Source organism: Stenotrophomonas sp. WZN-1 (assembly GCF_002192255.1).
Classification (GTDB): Bacteria; Pseudomonadota; Gammaproteobacteria; order Xanthomonadales; family Xanthomonadaceae; genus Stenotrophomonas.
In genome coordinates, this window is record NZ_CP021768.1 from 4311327 (window position 1) to 4328886 (window position 17560).

General features: G+C 67.3%; 17 protein-coding genes and 1 tRNA gene. 11 read left to right on the forward strand and 7 right to left on the reverse strand.

The features are described 5' to 3' along the window. Positions 1–34 precede the first annotated feature (34 nt). The 5 genes from CCR98_RS20110 (at position 35) to CCR98_RS20130 (ending at position 5073) form a co-directional block, all read left to right on the forward strand. Positions 35–1003 carry an ABC transporter ATP-binding protein gene (locus CCR98_RS20110; RefSeq protein ID WP_198361043.1) on the forward strand — a complete coding sequence of 323 codons (969 nt, stop codon included), beginning with the start codon at positions 35–37 and terminating at the stop codon, positions 1001–1003. Further along, positions 1000–1791 (forward strand): ABC transporter permease, encoded by a 792-nt coding sequence (locus tag CCR98_RS20115; RefSeq protein WP_049443488.1) that lies wholly within the window; start codon positions 1000–1002, stop codon positions 1789–1791. The genes CCR98_RS20110 and CCR98_RS20115 overlap by 4 nt, the downstream gene beginning before the upstream one ends. Positions 1792–2188: 397 nt before the next feature. Continuing rightward, positions 2189–2956, forward strand: coding sequence for a hypothetical protein (locus CCR98_RS20120; RefSeq protein ID WP_087924253.1), 768 nt, complete (start codon positions 2189–2191; stop codon positions 2954–2956). 297 nt (positions 2957–3253) lie between these two features. Further along, positions 3254–4192 carry a 2-dehydropantoate 2-reductase gene (gene panE, locus CCR98_RS20125; protein WP_087923982.1) on the forward strand — a complete coding sequence of 313 codons (939 nt, stop codon included), beginning with the start codon at positions 3254–3256 and terminating at the stop codon, positions 4190–4192. After that, positions 4189–5073: an NAD-dependent epimerase/dehydratase family protein gene (locus CCR98_RS20130; protein ID WP_087923983.1), complete on the forward strand. Its 885-nt coding sequence runs from the start codon at positions 4189–4191 to the stop codon at positions 5071–5073. Before panE ends, CCR98_RS20130 begins: the two co-directional genes overlap by 4 nt. Positions 5074–5128: 55 nt before the next feature. On the opposite strand, the gene CCR98_RS20135 is transcribed toward CCR98_RS20130, so the two are convergent. Further along, entirely contained in the window at positions 5129–5926 is a 798-nt protein-coding gene (locus CCR98_RS20135) for a TatD family hydrolase (protein WP_087923984.1), read from the reverse strand. 63 nt (positions 5927–5989) lie between these two features. Further along, positions 5990–6376 carry a hypothetical protein gene (locus tag CCR98_RS20140; protein ID WP_087923985.1) on the reverse strand — a complete coding sequence of 129 codons (387 nt, stop codon included), beginning with the start codon at positions 6374–6376 and terminating at the stop codon, positions 5990–5992. A gap of 175 nt (positions 6377–6551) precedes the next feature. Between CCR98_RS20140 and hrpB the strand changes: the two genes are divergently transcribed. Both hrpB and CCR98_RS20150 read left to right on the forward strand, forming a co-directional pair. Further along, positions 6552–9056: an ATP-dependent helicase HrpB gene (hrpB, locus tag CCR98_RS20145; protein WP_087923986.1), complete on the forward strand. Its 2505-nt coding sequence runs from the start codon at positions 6552–6554 to the stop codon at positions 9054–9056. A 201-nt stretch (positions 9057–9257) separates the two neighbouring features. Then, a complete protein-coding gene (locus CCR98_RS20150) occupies positions 9258–9632 on the forward strand; it encodes a hypothetical protein (RefSeq protein WP_087923987.1) in 375 nt (124 codons plus the stop codon). Between the two features lie 60 nt (positions 9633–9692). Here the strand turns inward: CCR98_RS20150 and CCR98_RS20155 are convergent, their stop codons facing one another. The 3 genes from CCR98_RS20155 to CCR98_RS20165 all read right to left on the reverse strand — a co-directional run bounded on the left by CCR98_RS20155 (position 9693) and on the right by CCR98_RS20165 (position 11518). Further along, complete coding sequence (locus tag CCR98_RS20155) at positions 9693–10232, reverse strand: pseudouridine synthase (protein WP_087923988.1); 540 nt, start codon at positions 10230–10232, stop codon at positions 9693–9695. Positions 10233–10300: 68 nt separating this feature from the next. Continuing rightward, positions 10301–10561: a hypothetical protein gene (locus CCR98_RS20160; RefSeq protein ID WP_087923989.1), complete on the reverse strand. Its 261-nt coding sequence runs from the start codon at positions 10559–10561 to the stop codon at positions 10301–10303. Positions 10562–10660: 99 nt separating this feature from the next. Then, a complete protein-coding gene (locus CCR98_RS20165) occupies positions 10661–11518 on the reverse strand; it encodes a class I SAM-dependent methyltransferase (protein WP_087923990.1) in 858 nt (285 codons plus the stop codon). Positions 11519–11687: 169 nt separating this feature from the next. Between CCR98_RS20165 and CCR98_RS20170 the strand changes: the two genes are divergently transcribed. The 4 genes from CCR98_RS20170 to CCR98_RS20185 all read left to right on the forward strand — a co-directional run bounded on the left by CCR98_RS20170 (position 11688) and on the right by CCR98_RS20185 (position 16118). Continuing rightward, positions 11688–12644 carry an aldo/keto reductase gene (locus CCR98_RS20170; RefSeq protein WP_087923991.1) on the forward strand — a complete coding sequence of 319 codons (957 nt, stop codon included), beginning with the start codon at positions 11688–11690 and terminating at the stop codon, positions 12642–12644. 642 nt (positions 12645–13286) lie between these two features. Further along, positions 13287–13359, forward strand: a tRNA-Gln gene (locus tag CCR98_RS20175). Positions 13360–13716: 357 nt separating this feature from the next. Continuing rightward, positions 13717–14841 (forward strand): slipin family protein, encoded by a 1125-nt coding sequence (locus tag CCR98_RS20180; RefSeq protein ID WP_087923992.1) that lies wholly within the window; start codon positions 13717–13719, stop codon positions 14839–14841. Between the two features lie 56 nt (positions 14842–14897). Continuing rightward, complete coding sequence (locus CCR98_RS20185; RefSeq protein ID WP_087923993.1) at positions 14898–16118, forward strand: RtcB family protein; 1221 nt, start codon at positions 14898–14900, stop codon at positions 16116–16118. A gap of 42 nt (positions 16119–16160) precedes the next feature. On the opposite strand, the gene CCR98_RS20190 is transcribed toward CCR98_RS20185, so the two are convergent. Both CCR98_RS20190 and CCR98_RS20195 read right to left on the reverse strand, forming a co-directional pair. Then, positions 16161–17066: an NAD(P)/FAD-dependent oxidoreductase gene (locus CCR98_RS20190; protein ID WP_087923994.1), complete on the reverse strand. Its 906-nt coding sequence runs from the start codon at positions 17064–17066 to the stop codon at positions 16161–16163. Then, the gene (locus tag CCR98_RS20195) at positions 17056–17511 is read right to left on the reverse strand and encodes an Rrf2 family transcriptional regulator (protein WP_087923995.1); all 456 of its coding nucleotides are present in this window, start codon (positions 17509–17511) and stop codon (positions 17056–17058) included. The genes CCR98_RS20190 and CCR98_RS20195 overlap by 11 nt, the downstream gene beginning before the upstream one ends. Positions 17512–17560 lie beyond the last annotated feature (49 nt).

The following is a 17560-nucleotide window of genomic DNA, read 5'->3' on the forward strand; positions in this document are numbered from 1 at the left end:
AATAGCCCTCCCCGCCCCTCTCCAGCGCCAGCCCATGGGCGCGAAGGCTTCGAGCTTGGCATCCCAGAACGATACGGCGCCCGCCCTGCGCGTGCGCGACCTGCGCAAGACCTACGACAACGGCACCCAGGCCCTGAAGGGGGTTTCCCTGGAAGTGGCCCCGGGCGACTTCTTCGCCCTGCTCGGCCCCAACGGTGCCGGCAAGTCGACCCTGATCGGCATCATCAGCTCCCTGGTCAACCTCAGCGAGGGCAAGGTGGAGGTGTTCGGCAGCGACCTGGTTCGCAACCGCAGCGCCACCATGCGCCTGATCGGGCTGGTGCCGCAGGAAATCAACTTCAACCTGTTCGAGAAGCCCTTCGACATCCTGGTGAACTACGCCGGCTTCTACGGCGTGCCGCGCGAGGAAGCCGAGCAGCGCGCCGAAGAGGAACTGAAGCGGGCCCACCTGTGGGAAAAGGCGCAGGTGATGAGCCGTACGCTGTCCGGCGGCATGAAGCGCCGGCTGATGATCGCCCGCGCGATGATGACCCGCCCGCGCCTGCTGATCCTGGATGAGCCGACCGCCGGCGTGGATATCGAGATCCGCCGCGACATGTGGCGCGTGCTGAAGGAGATCAACGCTGCCGGCACCACGATCATCCTCACCACGCACTATCTGGAAGAAGCCGAGTACCTGTGCCGCCACCTGGCGATCATCAACCATGGCCAGATCGTCGAGCAGGGGCCGATGCGCACCCTGCTGGCCAAGCTGGACGTGGAAGGCTTCCTGCTGGACATCGACGGTGACCTGCCGGCGCAGCTGCCGGTGATCGAAGGCGCGACGCTGACCGCGCCGGACCCGCATACGCTGGACATCGACATGCCGCGCGCGATGGACCTCAACCGCGTGTTCGCCACGCTCAATGAGTCCAGCATCCGCGTGCGTTCGATGCGTACCAAGAGCAACCGCCTGGAGGAGCTGTTCGTGCGCCTCACCGGCAACCTGGAGAAGCCTGCATGAGCACCACCGAGCTGACCGACGGCCAGCGCAACCGCATCGCACTGATGACCATCGTGCGCCGCGAAGTCGCCCGCATCATGCGCATCTGGGGCCAGACCCTGGTGCCTCCGGCGATCACCATGACCCTGTATTTCCTGATCTTCGGCAACCTGATCGGGTCGCGCGTGGGTGACATGGGCGGCTACACCTACATGCAGTTCATCGTGCCGGGCCTGGTGATGATGAGCGTGATCCAGAACAGCTACGGCAACATCAGTTCCTCGTTCTTCGGTGCCAAGTTCGGCCGCCACGTGGAAGAGCTGCTGGTCAGCCCGATGCCGAACTGGGTGATCCTGTGGGGCTACGTGGCCGGTGCCGTGCTGCGCGGCCTGATGGTGGGCGTGATCGTGCTGATCATCGCGATGTTCTTCACCCCGGTGCGCATCCCGCACCCGTTGGTGATGCTGACCACGGTGATCCTGGGTGCGACGATCTTCTCGCTGGCCGGTTTCATCAATGCGGTGTATGCGAAGAAATTCGATGATGTGGCGATCGTGCCGACCTTCATCCTGACCCCGCTGACCTACCTGGGTGGCGTGTTCTATTCGGTGCAGCTGCTGCCGGGCTGGGCGGAAGCGGCCACGCATGCGAACCCGATCTTCTACATGGTCAATGCATTCCGTTATGGCCTGCTGGGCAGCAGTGACGTGCCGCTGCCGGTGGCCTACGGGTTGATGATCGGATTCGTGGTGGCGCTGACCGCGCTGGCGCTGTGGCTGCTGCGTCGTGGCGTGGGCATGCGCAGCTGAGGGTTGCCTGCAGGGCCTGCGGCCCTGCACCCGCCGAATGAACGTCAACTTCAACTTCAACTTCAACTTCGACTTCGACTTCAACAGCAACTGCAACTGCAACTGCAACGGCAGAAGCTGACTATCCGTGGGATGGCGGGGTGGGTCCGGTTGCGGGGGCCGCTGCAAGTACGTCCATGTAAGCTCGGTCGCCGCATCCATGCGGCTCACGCCCCCGCAACCGGACCCACCCCGCCTTCGACGAATTCCTGCGATCTTCCGGGATGTCATTCTGCGCTGCTGTTGGTAGGTGTCGACCTTGGTCGACACGGTAGATCCACGCCATGCGTGGATGGAGCATTCACGGTAAGGCCGATGCTCGGCTCTTTTCGTTCGGGATTGCGGCTAGGCTGTGGTGATGAAGATCACTTCCATTGCGTTGGACAAGGCCGTATCGGAGGGTCCGATCGACGCCTTCAGCCATGTCCTGCTGAGCGATTCGCCCACGCTGGATGAGGTGCTGGATTGCCTGGCCTCGCTGCGCGTGGCCGATTCCCGCCATCGCTACCTGTGCACGCTCGATGATGCCGGCCAGTGCCGCTACACCAGCATGCACGCGTCAGACGACGCGCGCATCGCGCTGTACGAGGACGAAGACCCGGAAACCCCCGAGGATGCGTTGGCAGCACGCGAGCGGTTGCTGGCGCATGTCATCGCGCAGCTTGAGCATTCCACGCACCGGCTGCAGTGGCCCGCGCTGGCGGGCACGCTGATGTGCAGCGACGAGGACATCGAGGCGCTGGTCGCCGCCAATGCAACGCCGGACCTCATCGTCGACGAGGTGGTCTGCGTGCAGCAGGTGCCGGTGGACCGCGATGACCTGCTGATTGCCGCCCTGCCCAACGGCTACTTCAGCGCGGACTGGGACATCTTCCAGAACCATGCCCTGATACGGCATCTGCAGGAGCGCCACGACTACCGCCTGTTCGGGCTCGGCGCGTCGTGGCTCGGCTTCCAGCGCGATTGCGAACCGTCGCCTGCAGAAGCGGACGCGTTGGTCGCGGACCTGCAGCGCGTCTACGCTGCAGGTCCGCACGATACCTGGTCACAACTGGCTGCAACGCTGGCCACCCGTACCACACTGCTGTTGAACTACACCGAAGGCTTCAGCGAACAACTGCCCTGAGCGCGGCTCTACACGAGCGAGCGCAGCGAGCGACCCGCTTCCGCTCTTGATCTGCTTTCCGTGGTGGCCGCACCCGGAAACTGTCAGGGGTCGTGTGCGATGGGCTCGCGGGGGTATCCGCGCCATGGATGGCGCGGCTAAGCCCCCATGGACCGGTTCACGGCGTCCCCCGCGAACCCAGCGCACACGACCCAACCCATGAAACCAACTGCGCGAACCACTACGAGGGGCACCGCCGTTGGCCGCAATCTCCGGCACAATCGAAATCCTGATTCCCCAGAAAACGGTGAACGTGCAATGCGCATCCTGATCCTCGGCGCCGGCGGTACCGGCGGTTACTTCGGCGGTCGCCTGGCCCAGGCCGGCGTGGACGTGACCTTCCTCGTGCGCCCCGCACGCGCCGCCCAGCTGGACCGCGACGGCCTGGTCATCCGCAGCCCGCTCGGCGATGCCAGCTTCCCGGTGCAGCACGTCACCGCCGACGCGCTGCCTGCGCTCGCCGCACAGAAGCCGTTCGACCTGGTCATCCTCAGCTGCAAGGCCTACGACCTGTCCAGCTCGATCGACGCCATTGCCCCGGCCGTTGGCGCAGGCACCACCGTACTGCCGATCCTCAACGGCCTGCATCACTACAACGCACTGGACGCGCGCTTCGGCCGCGACGCCGTGCTGGGCGGCCTGTGCTTCATCAGCGCCACCAAGGCTCCCGACGGTGCGGTGCTGCACCTGGGCAAACCGGCCAAGCTCACCTTCGGCGAGCGCGACGGCGGCGCGGTCTCGGCGCGCGTGCGCGCCTTCGCTGCCGCCTGTGCGCAGGCCCAGCTTGATCACCTGGCCAGCGAACACATCGGCCAGGAGCAATGGATCAAGTACACGTTCCTGACCGCGCTGGCCGCCGCCACCTGCCTGCTGCGTGCGGATATCGGCACCATCGTCGCCACCGATGATGGCGAGGCGATCGTACGTGGCCTGTACGACGAGTGCCTGGCTGTGGCCGAGGCCGCCGGTGAACCAATTCCCGAGGCCGCGCAGGACATCGCGCGCGGCACCCTGACCCAGGCCGGCTCGGCACTGAAGGCGTCGATGCTGCGTGACCTGGAAGCCGGCCAGCAGGTGGAGGCCGAACAGATCGTCGGCGACATGCTGGCGCGCGCACGCAAGGCCGACCAGGAAGCCCTGTTCCTGCAGGTCGCCTACAGCAGCCTGCAGGCCTACCAGGCACTGCGCAGCGCGTGAGCCTTACCTCGCCCGCCAGTGCATTGCCCTCGCGGGTGCTGATCCTTGGCATGGGCTGGAGCGGACGCGTGCTGGCCCAGCATCTGCAGGCATTGGGCGCACATGTCGCCGGCACTGTACGCGATCCAGCATCGGCACCACACGATGGTCTGCGTCGCCATACGCTGCGTGCCGACGCTACGCCATCACCCGCCCTGCTTGATGAGATCGCGCAGGCCGAGGCCGTGCTGTGCAGCGTGCCGCCCGACGCCGATGGCGATCCTGCACTGCGCCTGCTGTTGCCCGCGCTGCAGGCCAGCCCGGCGCTGCGCTGGGTGGGCTATCTGTCGTCCACGTCGGTATATGCCGATCGGGCCGGCGGCTGGGTCGACGAGCGCAGTACAGCCGATGCCACTGAAGCCGCCGGCGTGCAGCGCCTGCGGGCCGAGGCGCAATGGCGTGCGCTTGCTGAAGACCGCGGCATCGCATCGGCAGTGCTCCGCCTGCCCGGCCTGTACGGGCCGGGGCGCAATGCGCTGCTGCAGCTGGCGCAGGGACGTGCGCGCCACGTAGTGCGTCCTGGGTTGGTATTCAACCGGCTGCACGTGGATGACCTGGCAACGGTCGTTATCGCATCGATGCAGCGGCCGTGCGTGGATGGGCTGTATCTACCGGCCGATGACGAGCCGGCACCGCCGCAGGAGGTACTGGCCTTCGCCGCGCAGTTGGGCGGCTTTGCGATGCCTCCTGCCGTGGCCTGGGACGACCCTGCACTGAGCCCGACACTGCGGCGCTTCTACGAGAGCAGCAAGCGCATCGACAGTCGCGGCACGCGTGAAGCACTGGCGTGGGCGCCGCAGTTCCCCAGCTACCGTGAGGGCCTGCGCGACCTGCTCCGGTAGTGCCGGCCGCTGGCCGGCAATCAACCGTGTTGCCGGCCAGCGGCCGGCACTACCATCAACCTGCGTCGGGCAGGCGGAAGAACGTACGCGTCGCGGCCGTTGCATTCGCGGCGGTCACTGCCACGTCCTCGCCACGATCACGCGCCAGTTCTTCCACGATGTGCGACAGGAACATCGGTTCGTTGCGGCGGTCCTTCGGCATCGGCTTCAGCGTGCGCGGCAGCAGGTACGGTGCGTCGGTCTCGATCATCAGGCGGTTGGCCGGAATGTTTTTCACCAGCTCGCGCAGATGCGCGCCACGGCGCTCGTCGCACAGCCAGCCGGTGATGCCGATGTACCAGTCCTGGTCCAGGTAATCGAAAAGCTCGTCACGCTCACCGGTGAAGCAATGCACCACCGCCGGGCCGATGCGACCCTCGAAGTTCTTCATCTGTGCCATGAAATCGGCATGCGCGTCGCGCTGGTGCAGGAACAGCGGCTTGCCGTTGTCTGCGGCCAGCTGCAGCTGGCGCTCGAACGCACGGTGCTGGGCCGGGCGCGGCGAGAAGTCACGGAAGTAGTCCAGCCCGCACTCGCCCACCGCCACCACTTCCGGGCGGGCATGCAGCGCGCGCATCTCGGCGTCGCATTCCTCGGTGTATTCCACTGCATGGTGCGGGTGCACGCCGGCGGTGGCATACAGGAAGCCCGGGTGCTGCTGCGCCAGCTGCAGGGCCAGTGGCGAGTGCTCGCGGCTGGCACCGGTGATGACCATCTGCACCACGCCGGCCTGGCGCGCGCGCTCCAGCACGGCATCGCGGTCGCGGTCGAAGGAGTCGTGAGTCAGGTTGGCGCCGATATCGATCAGGTGCATGGAGGGGCTACTGGACAGTATTCGTGCATATTGTAGCCCCCGCCTCGGCGGTGATTCGGCGGGTCAATGCGTGTGGCGGTCGTGGCGCTCCCAGCGCTCCGGCAAGTTGAGCGCAGCGCAGGGCTCGCACACCAGGTCGCCATTTGGCTGGCGGATGAACCGCATCCCCGCGTCGGGGCGTGCTGCGCAGGACTGGCGCGATCCACCCCCGACCAACAGCCGGAAGCCGTCTGGATTGTGGCACACGGTCAAGGTATTGAAGGTCGGTCCCATCCTGCTGCGCGCGAACTGGGCGAAGAAGATGAAAGCCTGGTCGCCGGAAAGTTCCAGCGAAGGAAAGTCCGGCGAACGCAGAATGCCCTGTTCATAGGCACGCCGGATCGACAGTTCATCGCTCATGCCCTGCGGCAGGTAGCGCTGCTGAACGTCCGCACCCAGCAGGCGCGCCATCGGGTGGGCTCTGTCGGACGGCGCGGCGCTGGCACTGTTGCACGTAGGCAGCAGCAGGAGTGAGGCAAGCAGGAGGCTGGGACGCATGGGCAGGCCGGAGGCAGGGCGCGTTACCAGAACACCCCGACCTTGCGGGGTCAAGCCACGTCGGTGCCGGGACGTTTATCCTTGGAACATGAAACCGCCTGTTTTCCCGATCTCCGCGCTGATTCCGCAGGTCCTGGACGTACTTCGACAGCACTCTCGATTGGTGCTGGAAGCGCCACCTGGCGCCGGCAAGACCACCCAGGTGCCGCTGGCGCTGCTGGATGCACCGTGGCTGCAGGGGCGGAAGATCATCCTGCTGGAACCACGCCGGGTCGCCGCGCGCAGCGCGGCGCAGTTCATGGCGCGGCAGCTGGGTGAGGAGGTCGGCGGCACGGTCGGCTACCGCATCCGCTTCGAGAACAAGGTATCCGCGCGCACCCGCATCGAGGTGGTCACCGAGGGCATCCTGACCCGGATGCTGCAGGACGACCCGATGCTGGAAACCGTCGGCGCGATCCTGTTCGATGAATTCCACGAGCGCCATCTCAGTGGGGATCTGGGCCTGGCACTGGCGCTGGACGTGCAGGCACAGCTGCGCGACGACCTGCGCCTGGTGGTGATGTCGGCAACGCTGGATGGCGAACGGCTGGCACGCTTCCTCGATGCGCCGCGGCTGAGCAGCGAAGGCCGCAGCTACCCGGTGACGGTCAGCCATTTCCCGGCGCGCCGCGATGAGGCGCTGGAATTGCAGGTTCGCCGCGCGGTGCAGCAGGCCCTGGCTGAACATCCCGGTGACCTGCTGGTGTTCCTGCCCGGCCAGCGCGAGATCGCGCGGGTGCAGGCCGGGCTGCAGGAATCGCTGGATGCGGGTGTGGAAGTGCTGGCCCTGCACGGTGAACTGCCGGTGGAGCAGCAGGCGCGGGTCCTGCAGGCAGCCAGTGATGGTCGTCGGCGCGTGGTGCTGGCCACCAACGTGGCCGAGTCGTCGGTGACCCTGCCCGGCGTGCGCGTGGTGATCGACAGCGGCCAGGCGCGCGAACCGCGCTACGACCCCAACAGTGGCTTCACCCGGCTGGACGTGGTGGCCATCGCCCAAGCCTCGGCCGACCAGCGCGCGGGCCGTGCCGGCCGCGTGGCCGAAGGCGTGGCATGGCGGCTGTGGCCGCAGTCGCAGCGGCTGGAGCCGCAGCGTCGCGCCGAAATCGATCAGGTCGAGCTGGCCGGACTGGCGCTGGAACTGGCGGCCTGGGGCAGCAGCGACCTGCGCTTCCTCGATCCGCCACCGGCGGGCCCGATGGGTGCCGCGCGCGAACTGCTGCAGCGGCTCGGCGCCCTGTCCAGCAGCGGCGCGATAACCGCGCTCGGCCGCCGTGTGCTGGCGCTGGGCACGCACCCACGGATCGCAGCGATGCTGCTGGCCGCGCCCGATACCCGCGCACAGGCGCTGGCCGCCGATCTGGCCGCCCTGCTGGACGCGCGCGATCCGTTGCGCCAGGGCGGTGATGCGCTGGCCGCGCGTTGGCGTGCGCTGGCGGCATTCCGCAATGGCCGCGCACCGGGCGACGCCAACCGCAGCGGCCTGGCCGCCATCGATGCCGCCGCCAAACAATGGCGACGTCGCCTGCGCTGCGATGCCGCGCCACCGGCCAGCATCGAGGCGCACGAGCTGGGTGACCTGCTCGCACATGCGTTCCCGGACCGCATCGGTGTCCAGCACCCCAGCGATCCGCTGCGCTACCTGCTGGCCAATGGCCGCAGCGCGCGCCTGCACGAGCTGAGCGACCTGCGAGGCGAACCGTGGCTGGTAGCCAGTGAACTGCGCTTCGAGGCACGCGATGCGCTGCTGCTGCGTGCCGCACCGGTGGACGAGGGCCAGCTGCGCAAGGCGTGGCCGGAGCGCTTCGTGACCGGGGATGTGGTGCGCTGGGACAGCGAGCGTCGCGCCCTGGTGGCACTGCGCGAGACCCGTTTCGACCGCATCGTGCTGGACAGCCGCTCGGCCGGCCGGGTTGATCCGCAGCACGCCGCACAGGCGCTGACCGACGCGGTGGCCGAGCTCGGCCTGCAGGCGCTGCCGTGGACCGAAGGCCTGCGCCAGTGGCAGGCACGGGTGGAATCGCTGCGGCGCTGGATGCCGGAGCTCGGCCTGCCCGACTGCAGCGACGACGCCCTGCTGGCCACGCGCGCGCAATGGCTGCAGCCCGCGTTCGCCGGCAAGACGCGACTGGATGCGCTGGATGAATCCAGCTTCGGCGAAGCCTTGAAGTCGCTGCTGGAGTGGTCGCAGCGGCAGCTGGTCGAACGTCATGCGCCGACCCGCATCACCGTGCCCTCCGGGCTGGAGCGGCCGATCACCTATGCGCTGGACAGCGAAAGCGGCGATCCGTTGCCGCCGGTGCTGGCGGTGAAACTGCAGGAACTGTTCGGCCTGGCCGACACGCCGCGCATCGCCGACGGCCGCGTGCCCCTGACCCTGCACCTGCTCTCCCCCGGTGGGCGCCCGCTGCAGGTCACCCAGGACCTGCGCAATTTCTGGGAAAGCACGTACGCCGAGGTGAAAAAGGAAATGAAGGGCCGCTACCCGCGCCATCCGTGGCCGGATGATCCGTGGACGGCGACGGCCACGCACCGGGCCAAGCCACGCGGCACCTGACCGGTAGTGCCGGCCGCTGGCCGGCAAAGCCCTCCACACGATGCCAGGAGGTTGCCGGCCAGCGGCCGGCACTACCGGTTGCGGACCCTGCCTGATCCTGAATGGCTGCGGTAAAGTCACGCCACGTGCTGCCTCGACTGACATACCGTTTACGGGCAACACGCGACACTGGACTTCGACCCGAGGCAAAGGACCCCCCGCATGAGCAAGCTGACCGTAATCACCGACCGCGCTCTGGAGCGCGCCCTGGAGCTGGCCCATACCGCCGGCGATGGCCTGAAGAGCGCCGGTGGCAGCCTGCGCAATGCGGACTGGATCAAGACCGGCGCCGCCATCGGCGCAGTGAAGACCGGCGGCAAGGCCGCCACCAAGTTCGTGCGCCGCAATCCGGCGGTGGCCGTGGCCGCTGCCGCGGTGGGTGTCGGCCTGCTCGGCTATGCGCTGTACCGCAAGCAGCAGAAGAAGAAGGCCGCCAATAGCCATGTGGTGAATGGGCAGGCGCAGCGCATCAACGCACGTGACCGCCGCAACGACACCGTCGTGGACGAGCACAGCGATATCGGCAGCGACGCCTGAGATCGTTGACCGCTGCCAGGGCCGGTGTCCTTCCCCAGGAAGGGCTCCGGCCTTTTCATTTCAACCGATCTGCCGCCACTGCCCAGGCTGCAGGTCATCGAGCCGGTACGGTCCCATCGACACCCGCACCAGCCGCAGCGTCGGCAGGTTCACCGCCGCGGTCATCCGCCGCACCTGGCGGTTGCGGCCCTCGCGGATCGTGATCGCCAGCCACGCATCGGGCACGGTCTTGCGGAAACGTACCGGCGGATCGCGCGTCCACAGCGACGGCGCCGGATCGATGCGTTCGATCTTGGCCGGCAGGGTCGGTCCATCATTGAGCACCACGCCGTCGCGCAGCTGCTGCAGCTGTTCGTCGCTGGGCATGCCTTCCACCTGCACCCAGTAGGTCTTGTCAGCCTTGTGCTTCGGGTCGGTCAGCTTGTGCGCCAGCGTGCCGTTGTCGGTCAGCAGCAGCAGGCCCTCGCTGTCATGGTCCAGGCGGCCGGCGGCATACACGCGCGGCGGCAGGCCGAACCCGGCCAGGGTCGGCCGCGGCGGCACGCTGCGGTCGGTGAACTGGCAGAGCACGTTGAAGGGCTTGTTGAAGGCGATCAGCATTGCGGGCACGGCGGGCGGCGGGTGGGGCATTGTCCCATTCCCGCATCGCCGCCGCGATCACCAGCTGCTCAGCCGAAGACCTTCCTTTCCATCAACAGCGCAACGAGCACCACCACGGCGCCGCACGTGGCGGCAGCGTTGGCGCGGTAGCGCAGCGGCGCTACCGGTGGGCAGGCCCTGCGCGCGCGTTCGTCCAGCAGGCAACCAACGAGCAGCACTGCAAAACCTGCCGCCGCCACCAGGTCATGCACGTGACCCGCATGGAACACGAAGTCGTACAACCGCGGCAACGCCATCAATGCGAAGGCGAAGTACAGCACTTTCTTCAACAGCACTCTCCATTGACGGCAGCGCCGGGCATTGCCCGGCGGCGACCCATTCCATCCAACACCGCTGCGCGCTCACCGGGCGCAGCCCGGCGCCACCCGCTATGGCTTGATGAAGCGCAGGGTCATGCGGTCGCTTTCGCCGATCGCCTGGTACTTCGCATCGTCGGCCTTGTCGTGCTGGTTGGTCGGCGGCAACGTCCACACGCCGTTCGGGTGGTCCTTGCTGTCACGCGGGTTGGCGTTGACCTCGCTGCGCGCGTCCAGCTTGAAGCCGGCGGCTTCGGCCATCGCGATCACCTGCTGCTGGCCGACATAGCCGGTGTCATCGTCGTCGGCCACATCGGCCTTGGCGCGATGCTCGACCACACCCAGCACGCCGCCCGGCTTGAGTACGTTGAAAAAGCCCTGGAACATGCCCTGCGCCTGGCCGGCCTTGCGCCAGTTGTGCACGTTGCGGAAGGTCAGCACCACGTCGGCTGAACTGGCCGGGCCGAACACCGGCTTGGCCGGATCGTAGGCCACCACGGCGGTCTTGCCGAACTGTGCCGGCGCGCCGGCGTACTTCTTTTCCAGGCCGTCGCGGCTGCGCTGCTGGTAGTCACGGCCGCGGCCTTCGGGCACGGCCATCGGATCGACAACGGCGGCAACGTAGTGGCCCTTGTCGTGCAGCAGCGGCGCCAGGATTTCCGAGTACCAGCCGTTGCCGGGGGTGATCTCGATGACGGTCTTCTCCGGCGTCACCTTGAAGAACGACAACGTCTGCGCCGGATGACGGAAGCCATCGCGCTTGACGTTGTTGGCATCACGGGTCGACGCCTTCACCGCCGCATCGATGGCCGGCGACACCTGGATCTTCGCCGGCGCCACCGTGGCCGGTGCGGCGAACGCGGGAACAGCGGCAAGCAGGGCCGAAGCAAGCAGCAGGCGGCAACCACGCAGGGACGAAGCAGGCATCATCGGAGCGACTCCAGCGGAAGATGCGGCGAGACTAGCAGCCGCGGCGTCCCAGGTGTTCACAAAACGTTAGCTGCGTGCGTATCGCGGAACACTGTTTTGTGGTCGCCGCCGCAGCGCGGTCACACAACGCGTTCTATTCTGGAACACTTCCCCCAAGGAGTCCGTGCCCATGACGGCAACCCGCGAACTGGGCCGTTCCGGCCTGCATGTACGTCCGCTCGCCTTCGGTGGCAACGTGTTCGGCTGGAGCGCCGATGAGAAGGCCAGCTTCGCCCTGCTCGATGCCTTCGTCGACGCCGGCTTCAACCTGGTCGACACCGCCGATGTGTATTCGGCCTGGGTGCCGGGCAATGCCGGCGGCGAATCGGAAACGCTGATCGGCAAGTGGTTTGCCCGTAACGGCAAGCGCGACAAGGTGGTGCTGGCGACCAAGGTGGCCAAATGGGCCGAACGCCCCGGCCTGACCCCGGACAACATCAATGCCGCGGTCGAGGATTCACTGCGCCGCCTGCAGACCGACGTGATCGATCTGTACCAGGCCCACGAGGATGACGAGTCGACACCGCTGGAAGCGACCCTGGCCGCGTTCGGCCGCCTGATCGAAGCGGGCAAGGTGCGCGCGATCGGTGCCTCCAACTACAGCGCCACGCGCCTGGCCGATGCGCTGAAGGTGTCCACCGACTACAAACTGCCGCGTTACGAAACCCTGCAGCCGGAGTACAACCTGTACGACCGTGCCGGCTACGAGAAGGAGCTGGAACCACTGGTGCAGCGCGAACAGATCGGCGTGATCGGCTACTACGCGCTGGCCAGCGGCTTCCTCAGCGGCAAGTACCGCACGCCGGCCGATGCGGCCAAGAGCCCGGCACGTGGCGAAACGGTGGTGAAGCGCTATCTGAATCCGCGTGGCCTGCGCATCCTGCAGGCGCTGGACGACGTGGCCAGCAAGCACAATGCCAGTGCCGCGCAGATCGCACTCGCATGGCAGATCGAACGGCCGTCGATCACCGCGCCGATCGTCAGCGCCACCAGCGTCGAGCAGCTGCACGATCTGCTGGCGGCGGCCAACGTGTCGCTGAGCGTGCAGGATGTCGCGCAACTCGATGCCGCCAGCAAAGAAGGCTGAGGGGCAGTGCCGGCCGCTGGCCGGCATCGCACAATGCCGAAGAAAATAGTTCAACAAAATGGTTGCACGCGAGTAAATCGTGGTTTATCGTGCGCACCTCGTTTCAACAACCACTGGAAACTTCCTTGAACGCGCATTCCGTCGCCATCGCCAAACTGCTGCCATGCCTGCGCATGGACGTGCTGGCGCGCGCGTTCGGCAAGGAAGTCCAGCTGACAACGGCCTGATACCCGCCCTGCGGAGATCGGCCCCCCCGATCTCCGAGGCCTGACGACGCCCTCGGAACGCAAGTCCCGGGGGCGTTTTCGTTTGCGTCGGCACAAGGACCCGCGATGCCAGAACTGCACCCCGCGCGGCGACCCGCCGCTCACTGACCCAGGCTTTTCCGCCCCGCCGAAGCATTTACTTCGCGCGACCGGCAGCGCCTGTACATTATCTGCATCGCACCCAAACATTATCGCTCGCGATAATGTCGGTGGCCTGCACCCTCGATTTTCCAACGGTCCCGTTTCCACCACGGGCTGGTGCGCGCGGCGTTGCCGTGGCGTATGCCGGAGGTCGCGGACATCCCATCGCCTGGATCGCCTGCTGGAGGCAGGCACCGGTTCGCCGGTACGCGGTTCGATTCCGCGCGGTTCACCACTGGATAGCTCAGTCGGGTAGAGCAACGGATCCTGATTCCGTCTGTCGTGGGTTCAACTCCCACTCCAAACCACATGACCTGTCACGTCATGACTTGAAGCAGCACCCGGGGCGCAAGCCCCAGCGGCCATCGTCGCCGTCCACGTCCATCGCCTTCGGGCAGGAACGCGGAAGGCTACGGACCGCACGCCGGGCCCCGGCCCGCCGCCACTGCCAGCCACGTTCCGCACCGGTGCCGTCCGCCGGGAACGACGATGGCAGCAGTGCCGGCGCACCGAAGGCTCCGCGCGCGGACCGTCCGCCGATGGCCGCCCTCTTCCGCTGCCTGCACGTGGTGTGCAGGCGGCCTCGCCACGACCTGATCGACCCGGGTCATGGCGATTCATCCGCAACGGGTCGAACCACCAGAGCCATACAAGGAGAGACTCCCATGTTCTGGACCATCAAGGTCGTGATCGGCGACGGCGAGCGCGGCCTGGTGTATCGCAACCGTCGTTTCCAGCAGATCCTGCTGCCGGGCGTGCACCGCCTGTCGCCGTTCGGCGGCCGCCCGCACGTGGACATCCACACCGCATCGAAGGGCGCGGCCTACACCGGCAGCGACCAGGACAGCCTGATCGAGGCACTGGGCGCACGGCTGGACACGCACTTCGTGCTGGCCAACGTCGGTGCCACCGAGGTCGGCCTGTTGCTGCGCAACGGCCGTATCGATGAAGTGCTGCCACCGGGCAGCCGCCGCCTGTACTGGCGGGGTTCGGTCGACACCCAGGTGCGCGTGATGGCGCTGGGTGACGAACCGCGCATCCCGGCGGACGTGCAGCAGCGCCTGGGCCAGTTGGGCGTGCTGCCGCGTGTGGCGGTGATCAGCACCGTGCCGAGCGAGTCGGTCGGCCTGCTGTTCATCGATGGCACGCTGCGGCAGACGCTGGACGCCGGCCTGCACGCGTTCTGGAACTTCAACGGCAACGTGTCGGTGGAGCGCGTGGAGCTGCGTGCGCGTTCGCTGGACGTGTCCGGACAGGAACTGCTCAGCCGCGACAAGGTGACCCTGCGGGTGAACCTCGCCGCGACCGTGCAGGTGGTCGACCCGGTGCGTGCACACCGCACGCTCAGCAATGTCGACGAGTTCGTCTACCGGCAGCTGCAGTTCGGCCTGCGCCAGGCGATTGCCGTGCGCAGCCTGGACGAGCTGCTGGGTGACAAGGCGGCACTGGACGGCGAGATTGCCGCCCATGTGCAGGCGGCGATCGAGGGCCACGGTGTGCGGTTGCTCGGCGTGGGCATCAAGGACGTGATCCTGCCGGGCGAGATGAAGGAGATCCTCAACGGCGTGGTGCTGGCCGAGAAGCAGGCCCAGGCCAGCGTGATCCGTCGCCGCGAGGAGGCCAATGCCACGCGTTCGCAGCTCAACACCGCAAAGCTGATCGAGGACAACCCGGTGCTGATGCGCTTGAAGGAGCTGGAGGCACTGGAGAAGGTCACCGAGAAGATCGACAAGCTCACCGTGTTCGGCGGCCTGGATGGCGTGCTGAAGCAGCTGGTGACGATCAGGTAGGGGGTAGCGGCGGCGCAGGGACGCGCCGCCGGCCCATCAAGGACAAACACGAAGACATGGACACTCAACACAACTATCAATGGCTGCATGCCGAGGGCACCACGCCGATCAAGGGCTGGGTCAACGGTGTGCCGCTGGAAGCGCAGGCACATGAGCAGCTGCGCAACATCGCCTCGATCCCGTTCGTCGGGCCGTGGGTGGCCGTGATGCCGGACGTGCACCTGGGCAAGGGCGCGACCGTGGGCTCGGTGATCCCGACCCGCGGTGCGATCATCCCGGCCGCGGTCGGCGTCGACATCGGCTGCGGCATGGCCGCCGTGCGCACCACGCTGCGTGCCAATGACCTGCCCGATGACCTGCGGCTGCTGCGCAACAGCATCGAGCGCAGCATCCCGGTCGGCAATGGGCGCGGCGGTGAGCATCAGCGCATGCCCGACAGCATCCATACCCGGCTGGTGCAGTCCGGGCTGGCCGCCGGCCTGGAGAGGATCAAGGACAGGCACCGCAGGATCCGCACCGACAAGCTGGACCGCCAGCTGGGTACGCTGGGCGGCGGCAATCACTTCATCGAACTGTGCCTGGACGAGACGGATACGGTGTGGGTGATGCTGCACAGCGGTTCTCGCGGCACCGGCAACCTGATCGGCACGTACTTCATCGAGAAGGCGCGCGAGGAACTGGCCCGGCGCGTGCTCGGCTTCCACCTGCCGGACAAGGACCTGGCGTTCTTCATGGAAGGCGAGCCGCTGTTCGATGACTACGTCGAAGCAGTGTCATGGGCGCAGGACTATGCCCGGCAGAACCGCGAGGCGATGATGTCGCGCGTGCTGGCCGAGATGCGCCACCGGCTGCCGAAGTTCCAGCTGGCGGCGATGGCGGTGAACTGCCACCACAACTACGTGCAGAAGGAGACGCACCACGGGCAGGAACTGCTGGTAACACGCAAGGGCGCGGTCAGTGCGCGTGAGGGCGAGCTGGGCATCGTTCCCGGCAGCATGGGCACGCGCAGCTACATCGTGCGTGGCAAGGGCAACGCGGACAGCTTCCACAGCTGCAGCCACGGCGCCGGCCGCGCGATGAGCCGTGGCACGGCGCGCCAGCAGATCACGCTGGCCCAGCACCGCGAGGCCACCGCGCACGTGGAATGCCGCAAGGACAGCGGCGTGCTGGACGAGTCGCCGGCCGCGTACAAGTCGATCGACGATGTGATGGCCGCGCAGCTCGACCTGGTCGACGTGGTGCACACGCTGCGGCAGGTGCTGTGCGTGAAGGGGTAACGGCGCGGTGCCGACCAAGGTCGGCACCCACCTGTGCAACGATCAGCGCGGCACGCTGTCTTCTGCCACCAGCGCATGGTGCATGCCGATCCCCGCGCGCACGCCTTCGGCGGTGGCCAGGGTAATGTTGCCGACCGTAGTCGCATCGCCTGCGGCATACACGTTCGGCACCGAGGTCTGCTTCATCGCGTCAACCTCGATCAGCACGCCGAGCGGGCTCTCAGCCAGCGTGCAGCCGAGCTGCTGCACCAGCGTCGTGGCCATCGCCTGGGTGGCCGGCACGAACAACGCACGCTGGGCGATGCGGCGGCCATCGGCCAGCTCCACTTCCAGCCAGGTCGGCTGGTCGCCCTGCACGCCCAGCACCGGCGAGGTCTCGATCTGCACGCCGCGCTGCTGCATGGCGGCGCGCTCGTCATCAGTGATGTCCAGTCCCATGCTGAAGAACGTGACATTGCCCCAGTCGGCGAACAGCGGTGCCTTGCTGGCGGACATCGGATGGCCGCCGAGCAGGCCGATGGCACCACCACCCACCTCATAACCGTGGCAGTAGGGGCAGTGCAGCACGGTGCTGCCCCAGCGCTCGGCCAGTCCGGGCAGTTCCGGCAGCTGGTCGGCGATGCCGCTGGCCAGCAGCAGCTTGCGCGCGGCCAGCACCTGGCCATCGGCGGTACGCACTTCCACGCCTTCGGCGGTGGTGCGGGCGTGCTCCACTTCGGCATGGACCCAGCGCACACTGGGGTAGTCCAGCAGTTGCTGGCGCGCGGTTTTCAGCAGCTCGGCGCCGCTGACGCCATCCAGCCCCAGTACACCGTGCGAATGGCTGGCGAAGCGGTTGCGTGGCGAACCGGCGTCGATGACGGTGACCGGGCGGCGGGCACGGGCCAGGATCAGGCCGGCGGCGATGCCGGCATAGCTGCCGCCGACGATGAGCACATCAGGATTCATGATGACCTTCCAGGGAACGGTGATGGGCGAGATGGCGGGCGAAATCGGCGCCGAGCTGGTCCAGCGTGGTCGCCTGCAGGCGCTGTTCGAGCAGCCGCTGCGCCTCGCGTGCGCCCTCCAGCAAGGCACTGTTGACCAACTGCTGGATCGGGCAGCCACCGCCCGGATCGCGGGTACCGACCTGCACCAGCGGCGGTGCGCCCACCGCCAGGTAGATGTCATGCAGGGTGATGGCTGCGGCGTCGCGGGCCAGCTGGCTGCCGCCCCCATGGCCGCGGGCACTGTGCACCAGGCCGGCCTTGTGCAGCTGCGCCAGCAGGCGGCGGATCACCACCGGGTGGGTCGGCAGGCACGATGCCAGCTGCTCGGAGGTGCGTGGGGCGGATTGGCCGACCAGGTGCGCCATCACGTGCAGGGCGTCGGAAAGCGGGTTCGCGGATTTCATGTAACAACAATAGTTACATTTAATTCTCCTGTCGAGGGTCCGCATTCGT

Bases quoted from the DNA above. Each gene is read 5' to 3' on its own strand.
- CCR98_RS20110 (WP_198361043.1), top strand. From the start codon at position 35: ATGGGCGCGAAGGCTTCGAGCTTGGCATCCCAGAACGATACGGCGCCC.
- CCR98_RS20115 (WP_049443488.1), top strand. From the start codon at position 1,000: ATGAGCACCACCGAGCTGACCGACGGCCAGCGCAACCGCATCGCACTG.
- CCR98_RS20120 (WP_087924253.1), top strand. From the start codon at position 2,189: ATGAAGATCACTTCCATTGCGTTGGACAAGGCCGTATCGGAGGGTCCG.
- panE (WP_087923982.1), top strand. From the start codon at position 3,254: ATGCGCATCCTGATCCTCGGCGCCGGCGGTACCGGCGGTTACTTCGGC.
- CCR98_RS20135 (WP_087923984.1), bottom strand. From the start codon at position 5,926: ATGCACCTGATCGATATCGGCGCCAACCTGACTCACGACTCCTTCGAC.
- CCR98_RS20140 (WP_087923985.1), bottom strand. From the start codon at position 6,376: ATGGCGCGCCTGCTGGGTGCGGACGTTCAGCAGCGCTACCTGCCGCAG.
- hrpB (WP_087923986.1), top strand. From the start codon at position 6,552: ATGAAACCGCCTGTTTTCCCGATCTCCGCGCTGATTCCGCAGGTCCTG.
- CCR98_RS20150 (WP_087923987.1), top strand. From the start codon at position 9,258: ATGAGCAAGCTGACCGTAATCACCGACCGCGCTCTGGAGCGCGCCCTG.
- CCR98_RS20155 (WP_087923988.1), bottom strand. From the start codon at position 10,232: ATGCTGATCGCCTTCAACAAGCCCTTCAACGTGCTCTGCCAGTTCACC.
- CCR98_RS20165 (WP_087923990.1), bottom strand. From the start codon at position 11,518: ATGATGCCTGCTTCGTCCCTGCGTGGTTGCCGCCTGCTGCTTGCTTCG.
- CCR98_RS20170 (WP_087923991.1), top strand. From the start codon at position 11,688: ATGACGGCAACCCGCGAACTGGGCCGTTCCGGCCTGCATGTACGTCCG.
- CCR98_RS20180 (WP_087923992.1), top strand. From the start codon at position 13,717: ATGTTCTGGACCATCAAGGTCGTGATCGGCGACGGCGAGCGCGGCCTG.
- CCR98_RS20185 (WP_087923993.1), top strand. From the start codon at position 14,898: ATGGACACTCAACACAACTATCAATGGCTGCATGCCGAGGGCACCACG.
- CCR98_RS20190 (WP_087923994.1), bottom strand. From the start codon at position 17,066: ATGAATCCTGATGTGCTCATCGTCGGCGGCAGCTATGCCGGCATCGCC.
- CCR98_RS20195 (WP_087923995.1), bottom strand. From the start codon at position 17,511: ATGAAATCCGCGAACCCGCTTTCCGACGCCCTGCACGTGATGGCGCAC.